This is a genomic window from Archangium sp. (genome assembly GCF_036277355.1).
Taxonomy (GTDB): Bacteria; Myxococcota; Myxococcia; order Myxococcales; family Myxococcaceae; genus Archangium.
This window is the reverse complement of sequence record NZ_DASUNC010000078.1, coordinates 34,773-56,633: the sequence shown is the minus strand read 5'-3', so window position 1 is coordinate 56,633 and position 21,861 is coordinate 34,773. Positions and strand designations below refer to the sequence as shown.

18 protein-coding genes are annotated in these 21,861 nt (G+C 69.7%); 11 read left to right on the top strand and 7 right to left on the bottom strand.

Translation table 11 applies throughout. From position 1 onward, the window contains the following. The first annotated feature begins 1 nt into the window (after position 1). The 5 genes from VFZ09_RS21600 (at position 2) to VFZ09_RS21580 (ending at position 6,829) form a co-directional block, all read left to right on the top strand. Positions 2-1,249 carry a cytochrome P450 gene (locus VFZ09_RS21600; protein ID WP_329729527.1) on the top strand — a complete coding sequence of 416 codons (1,248 nt, stop codon included), beginning with the start codon at positions 2-4 and terminating at the stop codon, positions 1,247-1,249. A gap of 120 nt (positions 1,250-1,369) precedes the next feature. Next, entirely contained in the window at positions 1,370-2,464 is a 1,095-nt protein-coding gene (locus VFZ09_RS21595) for a hypothetical protein (RefSeq protein ID WP_329729526.1), read from the top strand. Positions 2,465-2,674: 210 nt separating this feature from the next. After that, a complete protein-coding gene (locus tag VFZ09_RS21590; RefSeq protein WP_329729525.1) occupies positions 2,675-3,739 on the top strand; it encodes a DUF4062 domain-containing protein in 1,065 nt (354 codons plus the stop codon). After that, positions 3,720-5,273: a hypothetical protein gene (locus VFZ09_RS21585; protein ID WP_329729524.1), complete on the top strand. Its 1,554-nt coding sequence runs from the start codon at positions 3,720-3,722 to the stop codon at positions 5,271-5,273. The genes VFZ09_RS21590 and VFZ09_RS21585 overlap by 20 nt, the downstream gene beginning before the upstream one ends. Then, positions 5,270-6,829 (top strand): tetratricopeptide repeat protein, encoded by a 1,560-nt coding sequence (locus VFZ09_RS21580; protein WP_329729523.1) that lies wholly within the window; start codon positions 5,270-5,272, stop codon positions 6,827-6,829. Before VFZ09_RS21585 ends, VFZ09_RS21580 begins: the two co-directional genes overlap by 4 nt. A gap of 12 nt (positions 6,830-6,841) precedes the next feature. Here VFZ09_RS21580 and VFZ09_RS21575 read toward each other — a convergent pair whose 3' ends face one another. Together VFZ09_RS21575 and VFZ09_RS21570 are read right to left on the bottom strand one after the other, a co-directional pair. Continuing rightward, positions 6,842-8,200, bottom strand: a complete 1,359-nt coding sequence (locus VFZ09_RS21575) for a sensor histidine kinase (protein WP_329729522.1) — start codon at positions 8,198-8,200, stop codon at positions 6,842-6,844. A gap of 186 nt (positions 8,201-8,386) precedes the next feature. After that, on the bottom strand, positions 8,387-9,271 hold the full coding sequence (locus tag VFZ09_RS21570; RefSeq protein WP_329729521.1) for a LysR family transcriptional regulator: 885 nt from the start codon (positions 9,269-9,271) through the stop codon (positions 8,387-8,389). A gap of 173 nt (positions 9,272-9,444) precedes the next feature. Between VFZ09_RS21570 and VFZ09_RS21565 the strand changes: the two genes are divergently transcribed. From VFZ09_RS21565 to VFZ09_RS21550, 4 genes are all read left to right on the top strand, one after another. Beyond that, positions 9,445-10,425 carry a hypothetical protein gene (locus VFZ09_RS21565; RefSeq protein ID WP_329729520.1) on the top strand — a complete coding sequence of 327 codons (981 nt, stop codon included), beginning with the start codon at positions 9,445-9,447 and terminating at the stop codon, positions 10,423-10,425. 153 nt (positions 10,426-10,578) lie between these two features. Further along, the gene (locus VFZ09_RS21560; RefSeq protein WP_329729519.1) at positions 10,579-11,913 is read left to right on the top strand and encodes a hypothetical protein; all 1,335 of its coding nucleotides are present in this window, start codon (positions 10,579-10,581) and stop codon (positions 11,911-11,913) included. A 108-nt stretch (positions 11,914-12,021) separates the two neighbouring features. After that, positions 12,022-12,246 carry an RCC1 domain-containing protein gene (locus tag VFZ09_RS21555; protein ID WP_329729518.1) on the top strand — a complete coding sequence of 75 codons (225 nt, stop codon included), beginning with the start codon at positions 12,022-12,024 and terminating at the stop codon, positions 12,244-12,246. 335 nt (positions 12,247-12,581) lie between these two features. Continuing rightward, positions 12,582-13,343, top strand: coding sequence for a zinc-dependent metalloprotease (locus tag VFZ09_RS21550; protein ID WP_329729517.1), 762 nt, complete (start codon positions 12,582-12,584; stop codon positions 13,341-13,343). 123 nt (positions 13,344-13,466) lie between these two features. Here VFZ09_RS21550 and VFZ09_RS21545 read toward each other — a convergent pair whose 3' ends face one another. Next, positions 13,467-13,706, bottom strand: a complete 240-nt coding sequence (locus VFZ09_RS21545; RefSeq protein ID WP_414640726.1) for a hypothetical protein — start codon at positions 13,704-13,706, stop codon at positions 13,467-13,469. Between the two features lie 30 nt (positions 13,707-13,736). Beyond that, positions 13,737-14,111 carry a hypothetical protein gene (locus VFZ09_RS21540; RefSeq protein WP_329729516.1) on the bottom strand — a complete coding sequence of 125 codons (375 nt, stop codon included), beginning with the start codon at positions 14,109-14,111 and terminating at the stop codon, positions 13,737-13,739. A gap of 238 nt (positions 14,112-14,349) precedes the next feature. On the opposite strand from VFZ09_RS21540, the gene VFZ09_RS21535 reads away from it, so the two are divergent. Continuing rightward, positions 14,350-16,740: a PAS domain-containing protein gene (locus tag VFZ09_RS21535; RefSeq protein ID WP_329729515.1), complete on the top strand. Its 2,391-nt coding sequence runs from the start codon at positions 14,350-14,352 to the stop codon at positions 16,738-16,740. Then, positions 16,737-18,362, top strand: coding sequence for a response regulator (locus VFZ09_RS21530; protein ID WP_329729514.1), 1,626 nt, complete (start codon positions 16,737-16,739; stop codon positions 18,360-18,362). Before VFZ09_RS21535 ends, VFZ09_RS21530 begins: the two co-directional genes overlap by 4 nt. An 80-nt stretch (positions 18,363-18,442) precedes the next feature. On the opposite strand, the gene VFZ09_RS21525 is transcribed toward VFZ09_RS21530, so the two are convergent. Genes VFZ09_RS21525 through VFZ09_RS21515 form a run of 3 tightly spaced genes read right to left on the bottom strand, consistent with a single transcriptional unit; the run spans position 18,443 to position 21,768 of the window. After that, a complete protein-coding gene (locus VFZ09_RS21525) occupies positions 18,443-19,231 on the bottom strand; it encodes a hypothetical protein (RefSeq protein WP_329729513.1) in 789 nt (262 codons plus the stop codon). Positions 19,232-19,291: 60 nt separating this feature from the next. Beyond that, entirely contained in the window at positions 19,292-20,398 is a 1,107-nt protein-coding gene (locus tag VFZ09_RS21520) for a hypothetical protein (RefSeq protein ID WP_329729512.1), read from the bottom strand. 11 nt (positions 20,399-20,409) lie between these two features. Further along, on the bottom strand, positions 20,410-21,768 hold the full coding sequence (locus VFZ09_RS21515) for a hypothetical protein (protein ID WP_329729511.1): 1,359 nt from the start codon (positions 21,766-21,768) through the stop codon (positions 20,410-20,412). Positions 21,769-21,861 lie beyond the last annotated feature (93 nt).

Below are 21,861 nucleotides of genomic sequence, written 5' to 3'. Positions count from 1 at the left end.
CATGGACCCCAACGCTCCCGAGGCCGCGCCCCACGATGTCAGGGATTGGAGGGACCATGCGGCTTTCTTCCTCAACCTGAGCCGTCTCTGTCCGGATGAGGTCGTCCCCTACATGGCGCAGGGGCAGCCGGCCTTCCTCATCAACCGTCCAGAGCACGTCACGCATGTGCTGAGCACGGCCCAGGCCAACTACCGCAATCCCTATCATCCCTATGCGGAGCTGGCCGGGCTCTATCGCCCCGAGGGCTCCTTCCTCCTGCGGCTGGGGCACCGCGCCGAGCACCGCTCGGGCTATACGCACCTGCTCACGCGAATGGTGGCGTCCGCGCGGGCACGGTTTCACGCCCTGGGCGAGTCCTCGCGCCAGGGGCCCGTCGAGATGGAGCGCGAGCTGAAGGAGCTGATACTGTGCGTCTTCGCCCAGGCCCTCTTCGGCGTGGACGTGGCCGCGGAGAGCGAGCCCTTCGTCCGAGCGGTCACCCTCCTCGAGGAGGTCCAGGCCAACCACGTCTTCGCCCGGGGCGCGGACACCGGGGCCCTGCGCCTGCGCTATCAGCAGGCCGTGGAGGACCAGGGGCGGTTGGTGGAGCGCATCGTCCAGGGATGCCCGGAGATGCGCGAGGCCGTGGAGGAAGCACCCGAGCGGCACTCGCTCGTGCACACGGCCATCATCCGCACCCTGCTCAACGGGTACAACGCGATGGCCACGGGGGTGGGCTGGACGCTCCACCTGCTGGCCCAACATCCGGAGATCCAACGGCAGGTCCGGGACGAGGCGCGGGCGCTCGAGGACGAGCTGCTCTCCGTCAGGGACCTGCCCCGGCTGCACCTCACCCGCGGCGTGGTGCAGGAGTCGCTGCGGCTGTACCCACCGGCGTGGATGCTCGGACGCCACGCGCGGGGGGAGGACCGGCTCGGCGGCATCACCCTTCCCGCCGGGGCCGTCATCTCCGTCTCGCCGTATACGATGCAGCGTCACCCCGGGGTGTGGGAGGAGCCCGATGCCTTCCGTCCGGAGCGCTTCCTCCGAGCGGAAGGCCGTCCACCCGGAGCGTACTTCCCCTTCGGGGGTGGAATACGCTCGTGCCCGGCCGAGCATTCCGTGGTGGGGCCGCTGCAGCTCCTGGTGGCCACCCTGGTTCGAGAGCACCAGGTCGAGCCGGTGCCCGGGGTCACGGTACGTCCGCGTGGGCTCGTCTCGCTCCGCCCTTCCCCGACCCTCCGGCTGAGCCTGCTGCCCCTGGCATAGAGCAGGGAGCCAGCACGGGGAGTGTGGTGGGCGCCGATCTCGAAGATCGGGTGTGCTCGGGGCTCGTCCTCTCCTAGAATCCCCGGCGTGATGAACCTTCGACCTTCACGTTGGGTTTCGGTGCTGTCTCTCGCCCTGGTGCTCGGGCTCGGCATGCCGGGGCCGAGTGCCTGGGCCGCCAGGAGTGCCAGGTCTGCCAAGAAGGCCGGCAAGGCCAAGGCCCGGAAGGGGCCACAGCCCAAGCTGCTCCTGCCCGCGGAGGACGCGGAGATCGAACCGGGCAAGCGGGTCACCTTCACGTGGAAGGTGGCCGCGAAGCTCGTGCGCCTCGAGGTGGCGCGCGACGAGGAGTTCACCGACAAGGTCGTCGACCGTCCGGTGAAGGGGCGCTACGCGGTGCTCCCCATCGACGCCGGCACGTACTACTGGCGGGTGACGGCCCCGCGGGGGGGACCTTCCGACCCGCGCAGGCTGACCGTGGGCGCCGAGCCGGCACCGGAGCCGCTAGCCGAGGCGCCATCGGAGGCGCAGGCGCAGGCGGAGCCGATGACGACCGGAGGCCTGGGACTGGATCTCACCGGGGCCACCACCCCGAGCGACACCAGCACGGCCGCGCCGAGCGACACGGCCGCCCTGGCCTCCGCCGCGGAGACGCCGGTCGCGGCCCCCGTGACGAGCGAGCCCCCCACCCCGGTGGTGGCCGAGGCGGAGCGGCCGTCGTCCTCCTCGCAGCGCGGCAACCAGAAGCGGTGGAGCCTGTTCGTCGGCGGCTCGGCCGCGTTGGGCTCGACCGCGCCCAACTCGATGACGACGCTGCGGTACGAGGCCAGCGTCGCGTTCCGGATCGCGAATCCCTTCGAGCTGAGCCTCGCGGTGGGTGGCTCGTCCCTCCAGGTGTTGGGCACGCGTGACGCGACCTGGCCGTACTACACGTGGAGCGGGCAGTACTACTTCGACCTCGGAGCGCGGTACCGGCTGGTGCGCTTCGATGGCGGAGCGCTGTTCGGGCTCGTGTCGGGGCGGCTCGCCTTCTTCACCGCGGCGCAGGATCAGCTGGGCTTCCTGGTGGATCGCAGCCCGTTCTCGGCCGGTGCCGGCATCGCCTTCCGCTTCCGGGCGGGCCTCCCGTTGGAGCTCGGTCTGCGCGGCAACGTCCTCACCGGCAAGAGCCTCGGCGGCGAGGCCGAGCTCGGCCTGCGCGTCATGGTGTTCTGACGCGACCGGAACGAGCGTGAATCTCTCCTGCGACGCCATCGTGGACTGATACCGCCCACGACTCGTGTCAGGAGAGCGAGCGCTATTCGCTCCGGACTTCCTCCTCCCTGGAAGACAGATGCCTCGCCGGCCGTCCGCTTGATGTGCCGTCTGGCGCATCCAGATTTATCTGGATCTGGAATGCCAGCCGCGGGCATGGAGGGATGGCCGGTGGACGTCCGAAGGACCGCGATGGTGAGCAGCACCGTGCGGGATCTGGCCGAGCATCGCGACGCCGTGCTCCAGGCGTGTCTCGAGGTGGGCGTGTTCCCCAGGATGATGGAGCACCTGCCGGCGAGCGACGCCGAGGCGGTATGCGTCTCGACGGAGATGGTCGACCAGTCGGAGCTGTACATCGGCGTCTTCGCGCACCGCTACGGCTACGTGCCTCCGGGTGCCACTCGCTCCGTCACGGAGATGGAGTACGAGCGTGCCGTGCAGCGCTGCATTCCCCGGCTGATATTCCTGATGAGCGACGACTACCGCGGGCTGCGAGCGAGCGACGTCGAAACGGGAGCCGGCGCGGAGCGTCTGAAGGCGCTCAAATCACGGCTGCAGACCGAGCGTGTGGTCAGGTACTTCACGTCACCGGAGGATCTGCGCGCCAACGTGGTCGAGGCCCTCGTGAAGTACATGGCGACGGCCGAGCGGACGCCCTCGGGCTCGCCCGCCGGTAGCTCCGACCTGAACGTCAGCTCGCTCGACTCGCCGCGCCGGCTCACACCGCTCGACGGCCATCCGGTGCTCGCCCCGCCCGGCGGGCCGCCCCGGCTCTTCACAGGCGGCGTCCACGTCTCGTTCACCCTGGCGCACAACGGGGAGGGCAAGCACTCCATCAATCTGCACGCGATGGAGCTCGAGGCCGTTCGATTCACCTCCGGCCTCCGTCCGGAGTACGCGTATGAGCTCGAGGGCACGAGCCTGATCGGAGCCGGGATCGCAAGACCTCACGTCTTTACCGTCATGGTCTTCGGCAACCGCGTCATGCCAGCGCGGTGGGTCATCGACAGCAAGCTGGGCACCTTCCGCGAGGCGAAGAGCGCGAACTTCTTCGATACCGACGACCCTCGCATCCTCACCTTCCCCGCCGATGGAGCGGACATCGAGGAAATCAAGGGGACCGTGATGGCGTGCGAGCAAGGCCTGTACGAGCTGCGGTTCGTCTTCCACTACAGCGTGGCCGGCGTGGACCGGCAGCGAGCCTCCGAGGTGGCCCATGTCTACTCCGACGAGTGAGTACCTGAGTGGTCTCGCCATCCCCACTCCGCCACGGCGCGCCGGGCGGCCGCGACGGGACCCACGGATCGAACAGCTCGCGGGAACCATCCTCGCCTTCGAGGCCCTCTCCCAAGGCCTCATGGATTACGCAGGCGACACGCAGAATCCGAGGCCGGTGCGGCCGCGAAGCCTCTACGACCTCAAGAAATGGATCGCCGACTACTTCCCCTACGCGAACTACCGCGTGGCATTTCCCGATACGACGCTCTATTTCGCGTTCTGTAGCAACAAGGTGAAGCTGCCACTCGACCAGGCCGTGCCGGTCCCTCGCGAGGACCTCTGGTGGCTCGCGGCCCCGAATGACATGCTGCTCGTCTCCGACCGCCTCACCCACCACTACACCTCCGTGTGGTACGTGGACGACGACGCGGGCCGCATCCACCTGCTCGACCCGTGGCCCGACCGGATCTTCCTCAAGAAAGGGCTCAACGCCGCCGGAGTGGAGGCACGCGTCGAGTCAGTCACGAGCGATGCCAGGCACAAGCGCATCAGCATCACACGTGAGGAATTCCTGCGAGTCACCGTGGGCCTGCTCACCCGGGACACGCCGGAGCTGCTCGAGAACTACCTGGCCGCGCACTCCGATGCGCGCGAGCGGTTCGAGGTGCGGCTGGCCTTCGGCCTGGCGCTGATGGACGCGGAGCAGTACGTGCTCGCCCGGTTCGCGGCCGTGCACCTGGAAGCGGCCCTGCGCCTGGCCGAGGCGGCGGGAGAGGCCGAGCGCGCACAGGATGCAGCGGCGCGACTCCATGTCGCCCTCGTCTCCGCCATCCACCACCAGCGCTGGTCGAAGGACGACCTCGCTCCGAGGCCGTTCCAGGACGCACTGCGCCACCTCACGGCACGCTACGGGGAGGATCGCCTGCTCGCCGGGGCGTGGCTTCGGGAGTTGTGCGGCCTCGGCAACGCCGCGGGCCTCTCAGGGGCTCATGACGAGGCGCTCCGCTTTCTCGAGGCAGCGGTCTCCCGCTTTCCGGACGAGGAAGAGCCGTACCGGCTGCGGGCGAAGGTCCGGATGAGCCTCGGGGACCACGAGGGCGCGCTCGACGATGCCACCAGGGCCCTCGCGCTCAATGCAGCCGGCATTCGCGCGTTGGAGGCACGAAGGGACAGCTGGCATCCGGACGATCGCTTCAGCCGTGAGGACGATCAGGCGCGAATCGGCGGCCTGCGGAATCGCCGGTTCGATGAGCTCGACATGCGCGCCGCCGCGCTCATCGCGCTCCGGCGCCTCGTGGACGCCCGCGCGGCGGCCGGGGAACTGATGGCTCACGCACCGGCGAGCTCCGACGGTTACGCGAAGCTGGCCAGCATCGAGCACCTCCTGGGGAACGACGCCGCGGCGGCGAGCCACCTTCGCGAAGCGCGCGGGCGGGAGCAGAACCCACGACAGCGTGCGCTGATCGACGCGATGCTCGCGTCGCTCCAGGCGCCACCCGCCGTTGCCCCCAGCGCCGAAGCACCCGGCGCCGGCTCGGAGGTGCACCCATGACCCCCCAGACGTCAGCCGACGAGCACCTGCACGCCGGACAGGATGCGCTTCGGCGCGCCGTGCAGGCGCACGGCGCCGCCGGGTCCCGTGTCGAGGACGTGCCGTACGACCCTGCCCTGCTGAGGCTCGCGCGCGAGCACTTCGAAGCCGCCTCTTCGCTGTTCGACACCGAGGGCCGGGCCACGGAGTGGGCGCGGGCCCGGCTGGGGGCGGCGGAGGTAGGGCTCAAGATGGCATCGAGCGCGGAGGCGTACGCCGCCGCCGAGGCAAGCAGCCGCGCGGCCCTCGCGAGCCTCGATACGGTGACCGACCGGGCAACGAGCCTCGACGCGTACCTCCTGCTGGCCGAGGCGATGGCGGTCCCGATCGAGCACCTCGCGGATGGCGCCGAGAAGGAAGGCCGCATCGACCAGGCGCTTGGCGTGCTTCGGGCGGCCGAGTACCTCGCCAGTCAGCAACCGGATGCGTTCGCGCGGGCGCGTGTGGGCTCGCTGCTCTCGCACGTGCTCGGCGAGCGCTTCCGCGGCGACCGGGACGCCCATCTGCTGGATGCGATCCGCGCGGGCCAGCGGGCGCTCCCGGCCCTGCGCGAGCGGCAACAGGAGTCGCCCCTGAGCTACCCCGCGCTCCTCGTGCACCTCGGCAACTGCTTCATGAAGCTCGATGGACCCCGGGAGCGTTGGCTCGCCGAGGGGCTTGCCGCGTACCGCGACGGCCTGGCCGCCACGGACCCGCGGATTGCCCCACGGCTACACCACCTCCTCGACGCGAACGTGAGGATGGCGGAGTCGCTCATCGCCGCGCACGACGAAGCGCTTCCCGAGAAGGAGCGGGTGGGGCGCTTCGGCGCGCGGGTACAGGCCGCGCTCGATGCGGGTGACTTCGACACCGCGGAGGCAGTGGCGCTGGAGATGCTGCGGTGGGCGTGGTCGCTGCGGCAGGCTCCCAACCTCTGGGTGGGCGAGGCCCACAAGCTCCTCGGCAACCTGTTGCTCCACCGAGGCGACGCCGCCGGGGCGCAGAACCACTTCTATTGCGCGACCGTGGTGCTGTCCGCCGCGGCGGCGACGGGCGGGCCGCGCGAGGCGGCGCTCCTTGGCGGCGCCGAGCAACTCCTCGCGAGCGCGATGGAGCGGCTGGGACAGTCGGCGCTCACGGCACCGCTCACCGCGCAGGCCCGGAGAGCCTTCGCCGCGGCCCGTTCGAGCGTGGAGACGGGAATGCAGCTCCTGGCCCGCGATCCCGCTGCGGCGCACGCGCACTTCGACCGCGCGATCTCCCTCTATCCCCGCGATCCGCTCGCACTCTTCTGTCGTGGCGCCGCGGCGATGGCGCAGTCGGCAGTCGACGCCGCGCTGCGCGACTTCGACGCCGTGCTCTACCTGCAGCCACGGAACGTGGCGGCACTGTACAACCGCGCGCTCCTGCGAGAGCAGCGCGGCGACAACGACGGCGCGGTGGCGGACCTGGAGCACGCGCTGGGTGAGGTGTCGGATCCCCAGGAGCGCGCGTCAATCGAGGCCCACCTCCGTCGACTACGAGGCAGCGAACGGTGAGACGCGCCCCCCTCAGGCGGGAGAGACGCTGCGCACGCCCAGGGGAGGACGCGTGACGGGGGTGGGCTCCTCGGGCGACAGGATCGCCACGCTCGGCAGCCGCACGGTGAAGCACGTGCCCTTGCCGGGCTCCGACTCCACCTCGATGCGGCCGCCATGCGCGGTGATGATGCCGTAGGCGACGGCGAGCCCCAGGCCCGTCCCCTGCCCCACCGGCTTGGTCGTGAAGAACGGCTGGAAGAGCTTGTCACGCACCTCGGCGGACATGCCCACGCCGTTGTCGCGCACACGCACCAGCACCTCGCCGGGCTCGGCATGGGTGCTCACCTTCACCACGCCGCCCTTCTCGGGCAAGGCCTGCGCGGCGTTGACGATGAGGTTCACGAGCACCTGCCCTATCTGCCGGGCCTGGCCCACGAGCGGGGGCACTTCGCCGAGCTCCACCTGCACCTCGCAGCGGCCCTTGAGCTCGCCCTGCGAGAGCCGGAGCGCCGAGCAGACCTCGGCGTTGAGCTCGAAACGGGTGGGCGTGCCCGGATCATCGCGCGCGAAGCGCCGCAGGTCCGCCACGATGGCATTGACGCGGCGGATGCCGTCGAGCGTCGCGGGCAGCACTTCCTCCACGTACTCACGCAGCTCCTCCGGGCGCTGGTGCAGTTCCTGCAGATCCTTGGAGAGCGCGTGGACGTTGCTCGTCACGAAGGCCATGGGGTTGTTGATCTCATGCGCCACGCCCGCCGCCAACATGCCCAGGCTGGACAGCTTCTCCTGCGCCACGAGCCGGGCCTGCATCCGCTGGAGCTGCCGGTGGTTCTCGCGCGACGCCTCCAATGACGAGAGCAGCAGCTGGCAGCGCTCCTCTCCGATGACGTACAGCAGCCAGGCCACGATGCAGAACGGAACCACCGTCGAGAATGCGCAGCCCGCGTGAAACGCCTGCGCGGCCGTCACCGCGAGGAAGATGACGAGCGCGAGCCGCTGGACGAAGTGGTTCTCCCGCTCGCGGAAGCCATTGATGAAGACCGCCTGGAAGAGCACGTTGCACCAGCCCAACGCGTTCCACTGAAGGAGCTCGGACGTCACCGTGCTGATGAGCAGATTGCCGCCCAGCATGAGCGCCGTGCCTATCCTGTCGTGGCCGCTCCGGTTCACCCAGGCAGGCACCCCGGCGTTGATGCAGGCGCGCACCACGTTGAGCGCGCACAGCGCCCCCACCAGTGTCCACCGTCCCCAGGCGTCCACGACCAGGATGACCTGGAAGATGGCCAGGGAAACAAAGGCCCAGAAGATCAACCGCTGGTTCTCGGGATTGACTTCCGCCTCACCGCCGGTCCCCGTCGTCCCAACGGGTGGTGGTTGTCCCATGTTCATGCCGAGCGTTCCCCCCACTCGGAAGCGTAGAGCACTCCCAACGGAAGGGAGCGATCCAGCGGTAAGAGCGCGAGCACTTCTGTGAACTGGGAGACGAGGACCGTCCCGCGTTTCACGCGGAGTGGTTCACGGATTCACTCCGGCACGGCATCGGTGTCCTCCAGGAAATGGAAGACGGAGCCAGGCTCAGCGGAGCTTCCGCGACAGGAAGTCCACGAAGGCCCGTGTGCGCGGCGCCGCGAACCGTGTCGGCGGCGAAACGGCGAAGACCTGGTAGCCGCTGGGGTGGTACTCGCCCAGCACGCGCTCCAGCCGCCCTCGCTGGAGCGACTCGGCGACAACGAAGTCGGGCGCGAGGAGGATGCCCGCCCCTCCCTCGGCGGCCGTGCACAGCGCGATGCTGTTGTTGAGCTGGAGCGGCCCTCGCACGGAGACCGCTTCATGCCCGGTGGGCCCGGTGAACTCCCACTTTCCGGGGGTCGCGTGCAGCGCGTACGTCAGGCAGTTGTGCGCCGCCAGCTCCCGCGGGTGCTTCGGGGAGCCTCGCTTGCGCAGGTAGCCCGGCGATGCGCAGAGCACGCGCGCGCCCGTGGCCAGCTTGCGCGCGACGAGGGAGCTGTCGTCGAGGCTCGCCGCGATGCGCACCGCGACGTCGAAGCCTTCCTCCAACAGGTCGACGAAGCGGTCATTGAAGACCACGTCGAGCCGCACCTCCGGGCAGGCGGCCATGAAGGGGGCCAGCAGGGGCGCCACCCGCACCAGTCCGAAGGACATGGGCGCGGTGATGCGCAGACGCCCACGAGGCGATGACTCGAGATCGATGACCGAACGCTCGGCTTCCTCCAGGTCGTCGAGGAGCTGCGCGCAGCGCGCGAGGTACACGCGCCCCGCATCGGTGAGCGCCACCCGCCGCGTGGTGCGCACCAGCAACTGCACGCCCAGGTGCTCCTCGAGCTGGGCGACACGGGCGCTCACCCACGCGGTGGTGATGCGCAGCGAGCGGCCCGCCCCCGCGAAGCTGCCCACCTCGGCCACCGCGCGAAAGGCCCGCATGCACTCGAAGACGTTCATGGCTGGATTAGCAACGAATCATTGATGATGAGTCAAGGGGATGGCCGATTGTCGTTGATTCGTCGGGCTCCTACCGTGAGGGCCATGAACGAACCCACGACGCCCCTTGCAACCACGCCGCACTGCCCCTCGCCCGGGCGCCTCGCCGGGCGCGACGCCGCGGGAGGGGCGCGATGAATTCCCGCAGGGATCTCATCGTCAGCGCGGTGGGGCTCGGGTTCTCGTGGAGCCATCCCGTGCTCCGGCGAGCGGCCCCGGCCGTGCGCATCCAGCCGGAGCCCGCGCCCTCCGCTCCCGGCAAGGGCCCCGTGCCGGCCCTGGGCCCGGCCGGCGTGGTGCATGATGGGCGCGACCTGGGCCCGTTCGGCATCGACCCCGCGGTGCGCTACCCCAACGTCCGAAGCCATCGCAGGAAGTTCGGCGTGCTCCTTCCCGCGACGAACACCACGGTCGAGCACGAGCTGTGGCGGCTGATTCTCGACAACCGGGCGGCGCTCGACGGCGTGGGGTTGCACGCCACGCCGGTGTCCACCCCACGCCCGGTGCTGCGCACCGAAGCCGATCTCGACGCCTACCGCCGCCAGTTCGTCGGAGGGCTCGGCGCGGCCATCGACCAGGCCCTGCTCGCGGAGCCCGACGCATTCATCCTCGCCATGAGCATGGAGCATATCCTGTACGGGCTCGAGCCCATTCGGGCCACCCTGGCCAGCGCGGCGTCACGCACGAAGCTGGCGTGGGCGACGTGGCACGACGCGGCCTCCGCGGCGCTGCGCGCGGTGGGAGCCCAGCGCATCGGCCTGCTCACCCCGTTCGACCGCCAGGGGAACAAGAACGCCCGCCGCCTCTTCGAGGACCTGGGCTTCGAGGTCGTCTCGAGCGTGGGCTTCGCCTGCGCCAACGCGCAGCACATCGCGCACGTGCCCGACGCCGCCAAGGAGCGCGCGGTGCTCGAGCTGCTCGCCACGAAGGAGAACCGGCTCGACGCCGTCGTGCAGTGCGGCACCAACATGAGCTTCGTGGACGTCGCGGAACGGCTGGAGCCCCGCCTCGGCCTGCCGCTGCTCAGCATCAACGCCGTGACGTTCTGGCATGCACTGCGCCAGGGCGGCATCACCGCCCCGTTGGTGGGTGGCGGCCGTCTGCTACGCGAGTGAGCGGCTCCAGCCCACGCGCGGTGGGCGGGCACGGACAGGAACACCTGTAAGCGGACGGGGCCTCGCGCGTCGAGGTTCCCAGAACGGCATCATGGGCACTGAGAGGGGGGGCACGGTGCACCCCCCGGTCCCGCGGCTCGGGAGGGAGCACAGATGGCGATCAGGCGATGGCAGGGCTGGGTGGTGGCGGCACTGGGGCTGGCCGTGGCGGCGTGTGGGGGCGGCGCCGGGACGGGAGGAGACGGCACGCACTGCGCGGCGCCGCCCGCCGAGCGGCTGAGCCACCCGGAGGAGGACACGGCGCACCGGGATGCCGGCGCGCCCAGCGTGGCGGTGGATGGGGCGGGCAACGTGCTGGTGGTCTTCGGCGCGGGCGGCGAGGTGTGGGCGCGCCGCTACGTACTGGCCGAGGCGCGGTGGGAGCCCCTGGTGCGGCTGGACGTGGGCGGCCTGCGGGCCTGGACACATCCGCTCGTGGCGGCGGATGCCTCGGGCCACGCGCTGGCGGCCTGGGCCACGCCCGCGCAGGGGCTCGCGGTGGCCCACTTCCGGCCGGGGACGGGGTGGCAGGCGCCCCAGTTCCTGCTGAACGAGGGCGAGCTGCCGGACACGCGGCTCACCGGCGTCGCGCTGGATGCCGGGGGCCACGCGGCCGTCGCCTTCGCCGCCTTCAACACGCTCAGCGCCCGCTTCGACCACTTCGTCCAGCTGCTGCGGCCAGATGGGGACCCGCGCGCCGAACTGCCCATGGGCACCTCGGCGAATCCCGAGGCGGCGCTCGCGCTGCACGGCTCGGAGGAGCGGCTCGACGTGGCGCTGGTGTGGCTGGGCTCGGTGGGGCGTACGCTGGTGACGCGTGGCAGCTGGTGGTTCCCCAGGGACTCGATGGTGATTCAGGACGCGGAGGTGCTGCAGGCGGAGCTGGACGGCGACGTGCGCGGGCCGCGCGCGGCCTACGACGGCACCGGCCGGCTCCACGCCGCGTGGGCGCGCCAGCTCGTGTCCTCGGACGCCCTCATCCTCGAGCACCAGTGGACGGGGCCGGACGGACGCTGGCAGTCCGCGCCCGTGCGGCTCGGCGTCCTCGCGGGCCGGGACGACTGGGCGCTCGCCACGGACGGCAGCGCGAGCTTCGTGTGGGTGGAGGACGGCGGCGCGCGGCTATGGGCCTCGACGCTCACGGACGGCGGCTGGAGCGCCGCGGAGCCGGTGGCCGGGAGCCCCGCGCCCGCACGCACGCCCACCGCCGCGCTGGATGCGCGGGGGGCGCTGCGCGTGGTGTGGAGCGCGCCCGTGCAGGGCATGCCCGCGCTCCACCGCACGGTGCGTGAGGCCGAGGGCTGGAGCACGCCCACCGTGGCACACGCGGGCACGGACGAGGCGCACACCACCCCGGTGCTGCGTGCGCTGCCCGCGCGGGGAGAGGCGTTGGTGTGGCTGCGCCAGCGCGGCGGCGTGCACGCGGTGCTCGGAGCGCTCCCTCCTTGAGTCCGGGGCCGCGACGGAGGAGGCGCCTTGGAAGGAGCGCACTCCGTGGTCAGCGCCCCTGCTGCCCGGTGCCGCTTCCGCTCATGCGGCGCTGCATCTCAAGGGGTGATGGGGGCGAGTGGACCGTGGGCGGTGTCGGGCGGAGCCAACGCGATGTGGGTGGAGTACTCCGTCGACGGCAAGCCGAGCGTCGCCGAGCTGCGCGGGCCCGACCCCTCCACGCAACACGCCGGTGCGGGTGTGGGCTGGGGCGACAAACTCTACGGCCAGCTCGGCAACGGGACGACCACCCACCGCTCCACGCCAGGGCAGGTGCCGGGCTTCAGCTTGTAGGCCTCCCCGGTGCGGATGCCCGCGGAAGCCCACCTGCCAACCTTTGCGCTGGCCCCGCGGGAGTTGCTCCCCACAGCCTGGGGTGTGCACACCGTCCGAGACCCGGACGGTCCGGGCTGCGTGCGCGCAACCCCTTGCACCAACGGGCGATTCACCAGGAAAGGTCAGGACTCCTTACACGAAGTCCCAGGACGGCTGGTGCATCCATGCTCCAGGCCCCACCTCGCCCTGCCTGGTAAATCCCTGTCTTCCGGAGTGCCCGGGAGTTGGCCCGAGGGTTGCTCGCGGGCAGGGAGTCGGCGGCGTCCAACTTCAGTACACAAGGGAGAATGAAAATGTTCAAGCGAGCGGCAGTCCTCGTGGTGAGCTGTGGCGCGGTGCTGGCCGGCTGCGGAGCCGGCCCGGAGGCCGGGAGTCAGGAGCTCGTCTCCAACCTGCGCGAGGCCGGCTTTCCGGCCGGCGACATCCAGGTCCATGACGGGCAGGTGTTCGTGGGGAACGACGCGCACGTGACCCTCGAGGCGTCGCGCGAGCTGCTCCAGCGCGGCGAGGGGAGCCAGGAGCAATACAGTACGACCAATCTCGTCGGCCCCAGCGTGACGAAGATCTGCATCAATCCCACCGCCGCGTTCAACAGCTACGCCCGCCTCAGCCAGGGGCTGGATCTGGCCATCCAGAACTACAACGCCCTGGGGCTGCGCATCTGGTTCGCGCGGGGGCCGGCCACCGGCTGCACCGCGAACATCACCGCGCAGACCATGTCCGGCGCTGGCGGCTCCGCGGGCTTCCCCTCGGGCGGCCTGCCCTACGGCACCCTCAACATCGGCACCGGCCTGCAGAGCTACAGCATTGACGTGAACGAGCACGTCATCACCCACGAGATTGGCCACACCATCGGCATGCGCCACACGGACTACTACGACCGGTCCATCAGCTGCGGCACGAGCGGCAACGAGGGAACCGCGGGCGTGGGTGCCATCCTCATCCCCGGGACGCCGGTCAGCGATCCGAACTCGATCTTCAACTCCTGCTTCAACTCGACCGCGAACGGCGAGTTCAGCCAATACGACGTCGTCGCGCTGAACTACCTCTACTGAGAGATGGCGCGGCAGCCCCCGGAGTCCCTCCAGGACTCCGGAGGCTCGAGCTGGAGCCCCCCTCGCTGGGAAGCCCGCCTCGCCTTTGGCCTCGGCCCGGGCCACACCAGCTCCAACGGGTTTCTAGCAGGTGCCCTTCATCGTCACGTGGGTGTACGCCGTCGCCTCGAAGGGCATCGAGGCCGGGAAGCCCGCGCTGTTCCACGAGGCGTGGTCCGAGCAGCCGTAGCCGCACGTGATGTTGGTGTACGTCATCCCCGGCTGGTACGTGGAGATGAGGTGGGTGACGAAGGTGTTCTGCGCCGCGTGGGTATTGTCGCCGTCTGCCGCGCGAGCACTGAGCCGCGCCTCCGCGGGAATCACCCCCAGAGTCCGGGGCCGCCGCCCCCGTGGTCAGCGCCGCTGCTGTCCGGGTGCAGGCTGCTGACCCTGCTGTCCGGTGCCGCTTCCGCTCATGCAGTGCAGCATCCCCTGCACCATGCTCTGGACCTCCGCGACCTGGGCGGGGTCCTTCGCGGTGAAACGCAGGACGGCGCCCGTGGGGGTCTGCTCCACCTTCACGTCCGCCATTGCGCGCAGGGGACAGCTCATTCCCGCGCCGCCCATGCCCGGGCCCATCCGGCCGCCGCCCATCATCCCGTGTGGACAGCAGGGGTGCTGTTGCGCGTCCGTCCGTGGGTCCGGTGCCTGCCCGGTGCCCTGGGCCCCGGCGAGCGGTCCGATGAGAAGTCCCGTGGTGATGAGCAGTCCGTATCCAAGCTTCCTCATGGGGTTTCCTCCGTGAAGGGGTGGCTTCCTGGAGAAAGGTGATGCCGGCGGCGGTATCCCGCTGGCGCCTCGCTCCCGTGAGAGGTCCCCACGGGTGGCGAGCCCTCGAACTGGCAGGGCCCTCCCGCGATGGTCAGAGTTGAGCTGGAATCCATGGCACGCGGGAGGGAGCGTCGCTTCCATGTCTCGAGCTGGCAGCATGTTTCCCCTTCGGGGCGCCCGGTGGAGGGCGGCCAGGATGGGGCTGCCGGCCAGTCGCTGGGTGGAACTGCTGGGCTTCGCCCTGTTCTACATGGCGGTGGCCCGGCTGAGCATGCGTACGCTCGGAGCGGATGGAATCGCCGTGGTGTGGCCGGCCTCCGGACTGTCCCTCAGCGTGCTGCTCCTGCGGGGCAGCTGGTTGTGGCCCGGGATCGTCCTGGGCGCCATGGGGGCCAACCTGCTGGCCGGCTTCCCGCCCCTCCTGGCGCTGGCCCTGGGCTTCGCCAATGCCCTGGAGACGCTCCTGGCCATCTTCCTGATGGTGGACGTGGCCGGCAGCTCGCCCCGGTTCGATCGGTTCAGGGATCTCTTCTCCCTGGGACTGGCCAGCCTGCTGGCCACGCCGGTGGGAGCCCTGCTGGCGGGCGTGTCCTTCCTGCTGCTCGGGCCCCCGGGAGTCCAGCCCCTGAGCGTGGCACTGACCTGGTGGGCGGCGGATCAGCTCAGCATCTGGTTGATGACCCCGGCCGTGCTCGTGGTGATGGACCGCCGGGGCCTTCCCCACCGGACCTGGGGCCGCCGGCTCGAGATGGCCGTGTCCTACGCCTGCCTGCTGTGGCTGGGATGGAATCTGTTCTGGCGGCCCTTCCGGATGGACCTGTTCAGCCTGCCCTTCCTCGTCTTCCCCCTGCTGGTGTGGCTCGCCCTGCGCACCGGCTCCTTCGGCACCGTGCTCGGCAACCTGCTGCTCGGGGCCCTGGCGGTGGGCGGGACGCTGGCCAGGGGCGGGGTGTTCGGCGGCATGGAGAAGGAAGACTCACGCGTCTCCCTCCAGGTGTTCCTCGGGGCCGCGCCCCTCACCAGCCTGGTGCTCGCCCTGGTGACGGAGGAGCGGCAGCGCAACGCCGAGCGTGCCCGGCGCTCCGAGCAGTGGCTGCAAGCCTCGCTGAAGGCGGCCCACGCCGCCATCTGGGAGTGGGATGTGCGCGGCCAGCGGATGCTCCGCTCCTCCAACCATGACGCGCTCTTCGGCTGGCCCCAGTCCACCGAGGACTGGGGGCGCGAGTCCTTCCTCCTGCACATCCACCCCGAGGACCGGGAGCGCATCGCGGCGGAGTTCGACCGGGCGCTGCGCGAGCGGACCCCCTACACGCCCGAGTTCCGCGTGCGCTGGCCGGATGGAAGCATCCACTGGCTCGCCACCCAGTCCACCCCCCGGATGGACAGCGGTGTGTTCCACAGCCTGGGCGGCGTGGTGATGGACATCACCTGGCGCAAGCAGCAGGAGCAGGCGCTGGCCGAGAGCGAGCGGCGCTTCCGCCTCATGGCCGACACGGCCCCCGTGCTCCTGTGGATGTCGGAGCCGGACAAGGGCTTCAACTACTTCAACCGTCCCTGGCTCGACTTCACCGGCCAGACGCTCGAGCAGCAGCGCGGGGAGGGGTGGGCCGCGTCCGTGCATCCCGAGGACCGGAGCCGGTGCCTCGAGTCCCACGCCACGAGCTTCGCCGCGCACCAGTCCTTCGAGCTGGAATACCGGCTGCGCCGCCACGATGGCACCTACCACTGGCTGCTGGAGCACGGCGTCCCCCGCTTCGCCGGGGAGAGCCTGGTGGGCTACCTCGGCGCCTGCGTGGACATCCAGCGCCTCAAGGAGGCCGAGGCCCTGCTGCGCGAGCGCTCGCACACCCTGGCGGACCTCAACCAGGAGCTGGCCCGCTCCAACGCGGACCTGGAGCAGTTCGCCTATGTCACCTCGCATGACCTGCGGGAGCCCATCCGCATGGTGCTCAGCTATGGCGAGTTGCTGCGGCACCGCTACGGTGAGCGGCTCGACGACAAGGGCCTCAAGTATCTGGGCTACATGGTGGAGGGGGCCTCGCGGCTCCAGGAGCTGGTGTCGGATCTGCTGGCCTACTCCCGGGCGGGGCGGGCCAACCAGCGCCCGGTCCCCACCAACCTGGAGCAGGTGCTCGCGAGCGTCCGGAGCTCCCTGCGCCAGGCCCTGAGCGAGTCCCAGGCCCGGCTCACCTCCGCCCCCCTCCCCACCCTCGAGGCCTTCCCCAGCCAGCTGGAGGTGTTGTTCCAGAACCTCATCGAGAACGCCGTGAAGTTCCGGCGCGCCGTGCCCCCGGAGATCCACGTGGACGCGCGCGAGCTGCCCGAGGGCTGGGAGTTCGAGGTGCGTGACAACGGCATCGGCATCGAGCCCCCGTACCTGGAGCGCATCTTCGGGCTCTTCCAACGGTTGCACAGCCGCCAGGAGTACCCGGGCACGGGGATGGGCCTGGCCATCTGCAAGCGCATCGTGGAGCGCCACGGTGGCCATGTCTGGGCCAGCTCGACACCGGGGGTGGGAACCTCCATCCATTTCATATTGCCCCGGCACATGCCCCAGCCCATTTCCCAGGGAGCCGCCCCATCATGATGAGGCCCATCGAGGTATTGCTCGTCGAAGACAACCCCGCCGATGCGGATCTGACGAGGGAGGCCCTGGCCGAGAGCAAGCTCCTGGTGCACCTGGAGTCCGTGGACGATGGGGAGAAGGCCGAGGCCTACCTGATGCGGCTCAGCCCCTATGAGCATGCCCTCCGGCCGGATCTCATCCTGTTGGATTTGAACCTGCCGCGGCGCAACGGCCGGGAGGTGCTCAAGACGATCCGCGGGATGCAGCAGCTCAAGCACATCCCCGTGGTGGTGCTCAGCTCCTCGGACACGGAGATGGACATCCTCAAGAGTTACGGGCTGGGGGCCAACTGCTACGTCGTCAAGCCGGTGCGCTTCGCCGATTTCTTCGAGATCGTCCGCCATGTGGGCGAGTTCTGGTTCTCGGTGGTCCGCCTGCCGCCCCACGACGTGGAGGAGTCGGGCCTGCTCCAGGCCACCCCGCCGCCGGCTCCCCTCACCACGCCGGCGGAGACGCCCCTGCGCATCCTGGTGGTGGAGGACAACCCGGCCGATGTCGACCTGGTGCGGGAGTATCTCCAGGAGCGGCGGTTGTGGACGCTGTCCGCGTGCGACCTGCTGCGCAAGGCCCTGGCGCTCGCCGAGCAGGAGCCGCCCGACGTCATGCTGCTCGACCTGGGCCTGCCGGACAGCCAGGGCATGGAGACGCTGAACCGTGCGGTGGATCGGCTGCCCCATGTGCCCATCATCGTGCTGACGGGCCGGGAGCAGCTCGGGCTCGGACCGCTCGCGGTGCGGGCCGGGGCCCAGGACTACCTGGAGAAGGACGAGCTGAGGGGCAGCATCCTGTCGCGCTCCATCTGCTATGCGGTGGAGCGGGCCTGGGCCAACCGCGAGCGCGACATGCTGCTGGCCCGCGCCAACGCGGCCCGAGGCCGCGCGGAGGAGGCGGTGCTGCTGCGCGACGAGTTCCTCCTGGTGGCCTCCCATGAGCTGAAGACCCCGCTCACCTCCCTGCTGCTGCAGGAGCGGATGCTCGAACGCTCGGTGGAGCAGGCCGGGACCCCCTCCGGGATGGAGCGGCTGCGGCGCTGCTCGGTGGCCATGCGCCGGCAATGCGAGCAGCTCGCGCGCCTCATCGACTCGCTGCTGGACGTGTCCCGCATCACCTCCGGCCGGCTGGTGCTGGAGCGGAGCCGGGTGGACCTCGTCCAGCTCGTCCAGGACAGCATGGAGCGGCTGCGCTCCCAGGCGGAGTCCGCCCGCTGTCCCCTGCACCTGGAGGCCGGGCCGCCGGTCTTCGGACAGTGGGATCGCTTCCGGCTCGAGCAGGTGGTGGTCAACCTGCTCACCAACGCCCTCAAGTACGGGGCGGGCAAGCCGGTGGACCTCCGCGTGCACGCCGAGGGCTCACAGGCCGTGCTGGTGGTGCGGGACCACGGCATCGGCATCCGCGAGGAGGATCAAAAGCGCATCTTCGGGCGCTTCGAGCGCGCGGTGCCCACCCGGCACTTCGGAGGCGTGGGCCTGGGCCTCTACATCAGCCGGCAGATCGTCAACGCGCACGCGGGCACCATCGAGCTGACGAGCCGTCCGGCAGAGGGCGCCACCTTCACCGTCCGCCTGCCGCGCGGCGAGGGCTGACAAGAGCGCGGAGCGTCTCGCGCACGCGCCAGAGCCGCTCGGGATCCAACCCCCGCCGGGCGGCCCAGTCCCGGGCCCGGCTAGATGCAGCACATGACGGGCACGGGGTAGCTCCACACCCTGAAGCGGAGATCCCCCAGCGGGTCCGAGCCGGAGCTGGGCATGCACTGGTTCAGGATCGTGTTCTTGTCGGCGACCTGCGTGACGGTCCCCGCGGGGCACGCTCCGGCGGACGCCGCATCCTGCGTCACGATCTGGACGATCTGGCTGTAGTTCGCCGTGATCCACGCATCGGTGAAGGATCTCGCCGCGGCACAGTCCGCGAACTGATTCGTGTGGGTCGACGCCGGCAGCCCGGGCATCGAGATCTGTCCCAGGTAGGTGGGAGACGTGTAATTGCTGACCACGATCCCCGCGTGCCGCCAGGTCGCCATCGTACACGGCGGAGGCGGAGGCGGCCGCTGGCTGCATCCTCCCTCGATCTTCATCATCACCCCCGTGATGTTCGGCTGACCGTTGATGGACCCGGTCACGTGGTTGGTGCACGAGACCACCAGCGAGTTCGGCGTCAGGATGTAGGGATCGGGGCAATCACAGAAATACGGATCGTACCCATTGCCGACGTTGGCGTTGTATTGCCCCGTCAGCGGATTGTACTGGATGCCAAAGGTCCCGTAATCCGTCCGGATCTGCGACAGCAGGTTCGTCACGGCCGAGGCGCTGCAGCTCGTGACGCCGGTCAAGTCGTAGCTCTTGCCACAGAACGACAGCTGCCGGTTCGAATCGGAATTCAGCTTGGTGATTTGATTGATGAAGGCATGGGCCCCCGCGGGCAGGACCAACATCATCAGCATGACGATCTTTTTCATGTGTCTCCCGTGTAGCGCCACTGTTGACTGAAATCCGGATGAGCGCGCCCTCCTGGACCCTCACAGGAAGCCATCGAGCCAGGTGAGCTGCGCGTCGAGGGTCTCGGAGATCACGCGCGGTTGATCCGACGTGCTGGGCTCGGTGTAGGGGTTGCCGATCTCCTTGTGCTGCCAGCGCACCCAGGTCTGCTTGTACCAACCCCAGTCGAGGTCGCTGCCCGTCGACGGGGGCGAGCTGCCCGAGTACGCCGAGAAGGCGCGGATCCCCGAGGCCGGAGCCACCTCCTCCCCACCCGCGATGTGGTAGATGCGCAGCCGCCCCTTCCGGGGGAACTGCGCGGAGAGATCCGTGGCCCAGCCGCCGTAGAACGTGCCCCAGGGGCGGACGGGGTTGTTGATCTTCTCCCCGAACGTGCCCAGCTCGCCCTGGCTGTACTTGCACACCCCGTCGAACGACGACACGTAGAGATCGATGCCGTCGTAGGCCGGGTTGGCGCGCAGCGCCTGGGCCATGCGCATCACCAGGCAGCCTCCGCGCGAGCTGCCCGCCAGGTAGATGGACCGCGTCTCGGGGCGCACCTGCGCCTGGAGCCAGCCCACGAAGCCATTCACGAGCTGTTGCTTCTTCCCGCTGTCGAACAGGTGATCGAAGTTGTTGTCGTTGACCACGGCCAGGTAGGTGGAGCCCGTGGGGAACCAGCCCAGGGTGCGCAGCTTCATCGCCAGCGAGCGGCCATCCAGCGTCACGTTCGGACAGGAGACGGCATCACAGGTGGCGTCCCAGCTCGCCCCCTGCCCCGTCACCCCGCTGTTGTGCCCGCTGCTGGAGATCTTCTGGCCGGCCGACATCACGACGAGCGCCTCGCGCGTGAGGGGCGCATCCACCTCGGCGATCCGGATGTTGTGGAGATCTCCATCCGGTGCACCGGCCGCGCGGAACTGCTCGAAGCCCGGCGCGGCCTGGTAGTTGCCCGAGCCATCCTTGGAGACCACCCGCTTGGACACCACGGTCCGGCTACTCCCATTGGGGTAGCTCAGGGCGGAGGTGCGCGTGCCCTGCTGCTCCCCGGGGGCTTCCGGGGACTCGGGCTCCGGTTGACCACAGCCCGGCCCCAGGGCCAGCACCACCGCCGAGAGAAACCCTATCGAGCTCCGTTCGAAGCGCATGTCTTCCTCCGTTACGGGAGCGGGGTGAGGATGGGCGAGCAGAACTCGTTGAGCGGCTGCGTGGTGCCCGCCGGATTCAACAGATCCAGGAACGAGTCGCTGTCGGCGAGGGACAGGTCGGTGAGGACGTCGGCGGCGCGATCGTAGAAGCGGGACACGAGCATCTCGTCCTTCGTGAGGTTGTTGGGGTAGCCGGCGGTGGAGTTGGCCAGGAAGACCTTCAGCACCTGGGCGAAGGTGAGCGACGGCGGGTTGCAGCTGTAGAGGATGGGAGACGGATCCCTCGGGACGATATAGGTGGGGGTGGAAGCCGTGCCGCCCGTCCAGGCCGTCTTGAAGGTGTAGTCGTCCAGGTTGGCCGTGGTCATGATGTGGAAGGCCGACCACCAGCCCATGTCGTGGCGCTGCACCAGGCTGAGGCTCGTCAGCGGCGTGCCACCGATGCCGCGGGTCAGCCGCTCGCGGTTGTAGGGCAGCCGCGGCGTCTCGCCGAAGATGATCTGCTGGAGCTTGTCGCTGCCGTACTCGGCGAAGCCCTCGTGGAATGCCACCCAGGGCTCGTCCACCAGGCCGTGCGTGCTGCCGTTCTCCATCAGCTCCCAGGCCAGGCCCAGCTCGCCACTCACGTGCTGGTAGGCCCAGACGTGCATCAGCTCGTGATAGAGCGTGCTGATGTTGAAGTGGCTCTCGAAGATGTAGATGACCTGCGTGGCCGGGTTGGCGTAGCTGGCCTCGACGGTGTCGGAGACCACGTCGCTGTTGTGCGGGAACTTGACGCGGATCTGCGAGGTGAAGGCGCGATCCGGGCCGTAGCCGTTGATCTTCTCGATGGCCTTCTGGTACGCGACCCAGATGTCGGCGTGATCACGCGCCTCCTGGAGGTTCAGGTCGCGCGCGCCGGTGGGCGAGAAGGTCCTCGTCCCCACGTCCAGCGTGCCGGGGCCGTGATCCACCGTCTCGTCCTCGAAGATGAGGTACCACTTCACCTTGGTGGTGGAGGACGTGGACGTCTCGTGCCGCACCTCCAGGTCGTCGCTCTGGAACTTCACCTCGATCTTGTAGCGGTGGTCGTAGCAGGCCTTGGTCTGCGTCAACGAGAACTCCCCCAGCGAGTTCGTCGTCACCTCGTCCCAGACCGCGTACCAGCCCCAGACGCCCAGCACCTTCGCCTTGCCGGAGATCTGCACCTTCACGCCCTTGAGCGGCGAGGTGCCATGGGCAGTGACGAGCTCCGGGAGCTGATGCTGCACGGCCAGCTTGCCCTTGACGGTGTACGTGCAATCGGCCATCGCGCTGTCCGCGGTGAGCAGCAGCGCCAACCCCATGAGCACGGCGTGAGGTGTCCTCGTGAAGCCCTTCATCCAGTTCATGTGTGTCTCTCCACGTCGGGAAGGCGCCGGTGGGGGCCGGTACCTGGAGGGAGGCGGGAAAGTGCCCTCTCGCGGTATGTTTCGAGTCCGACT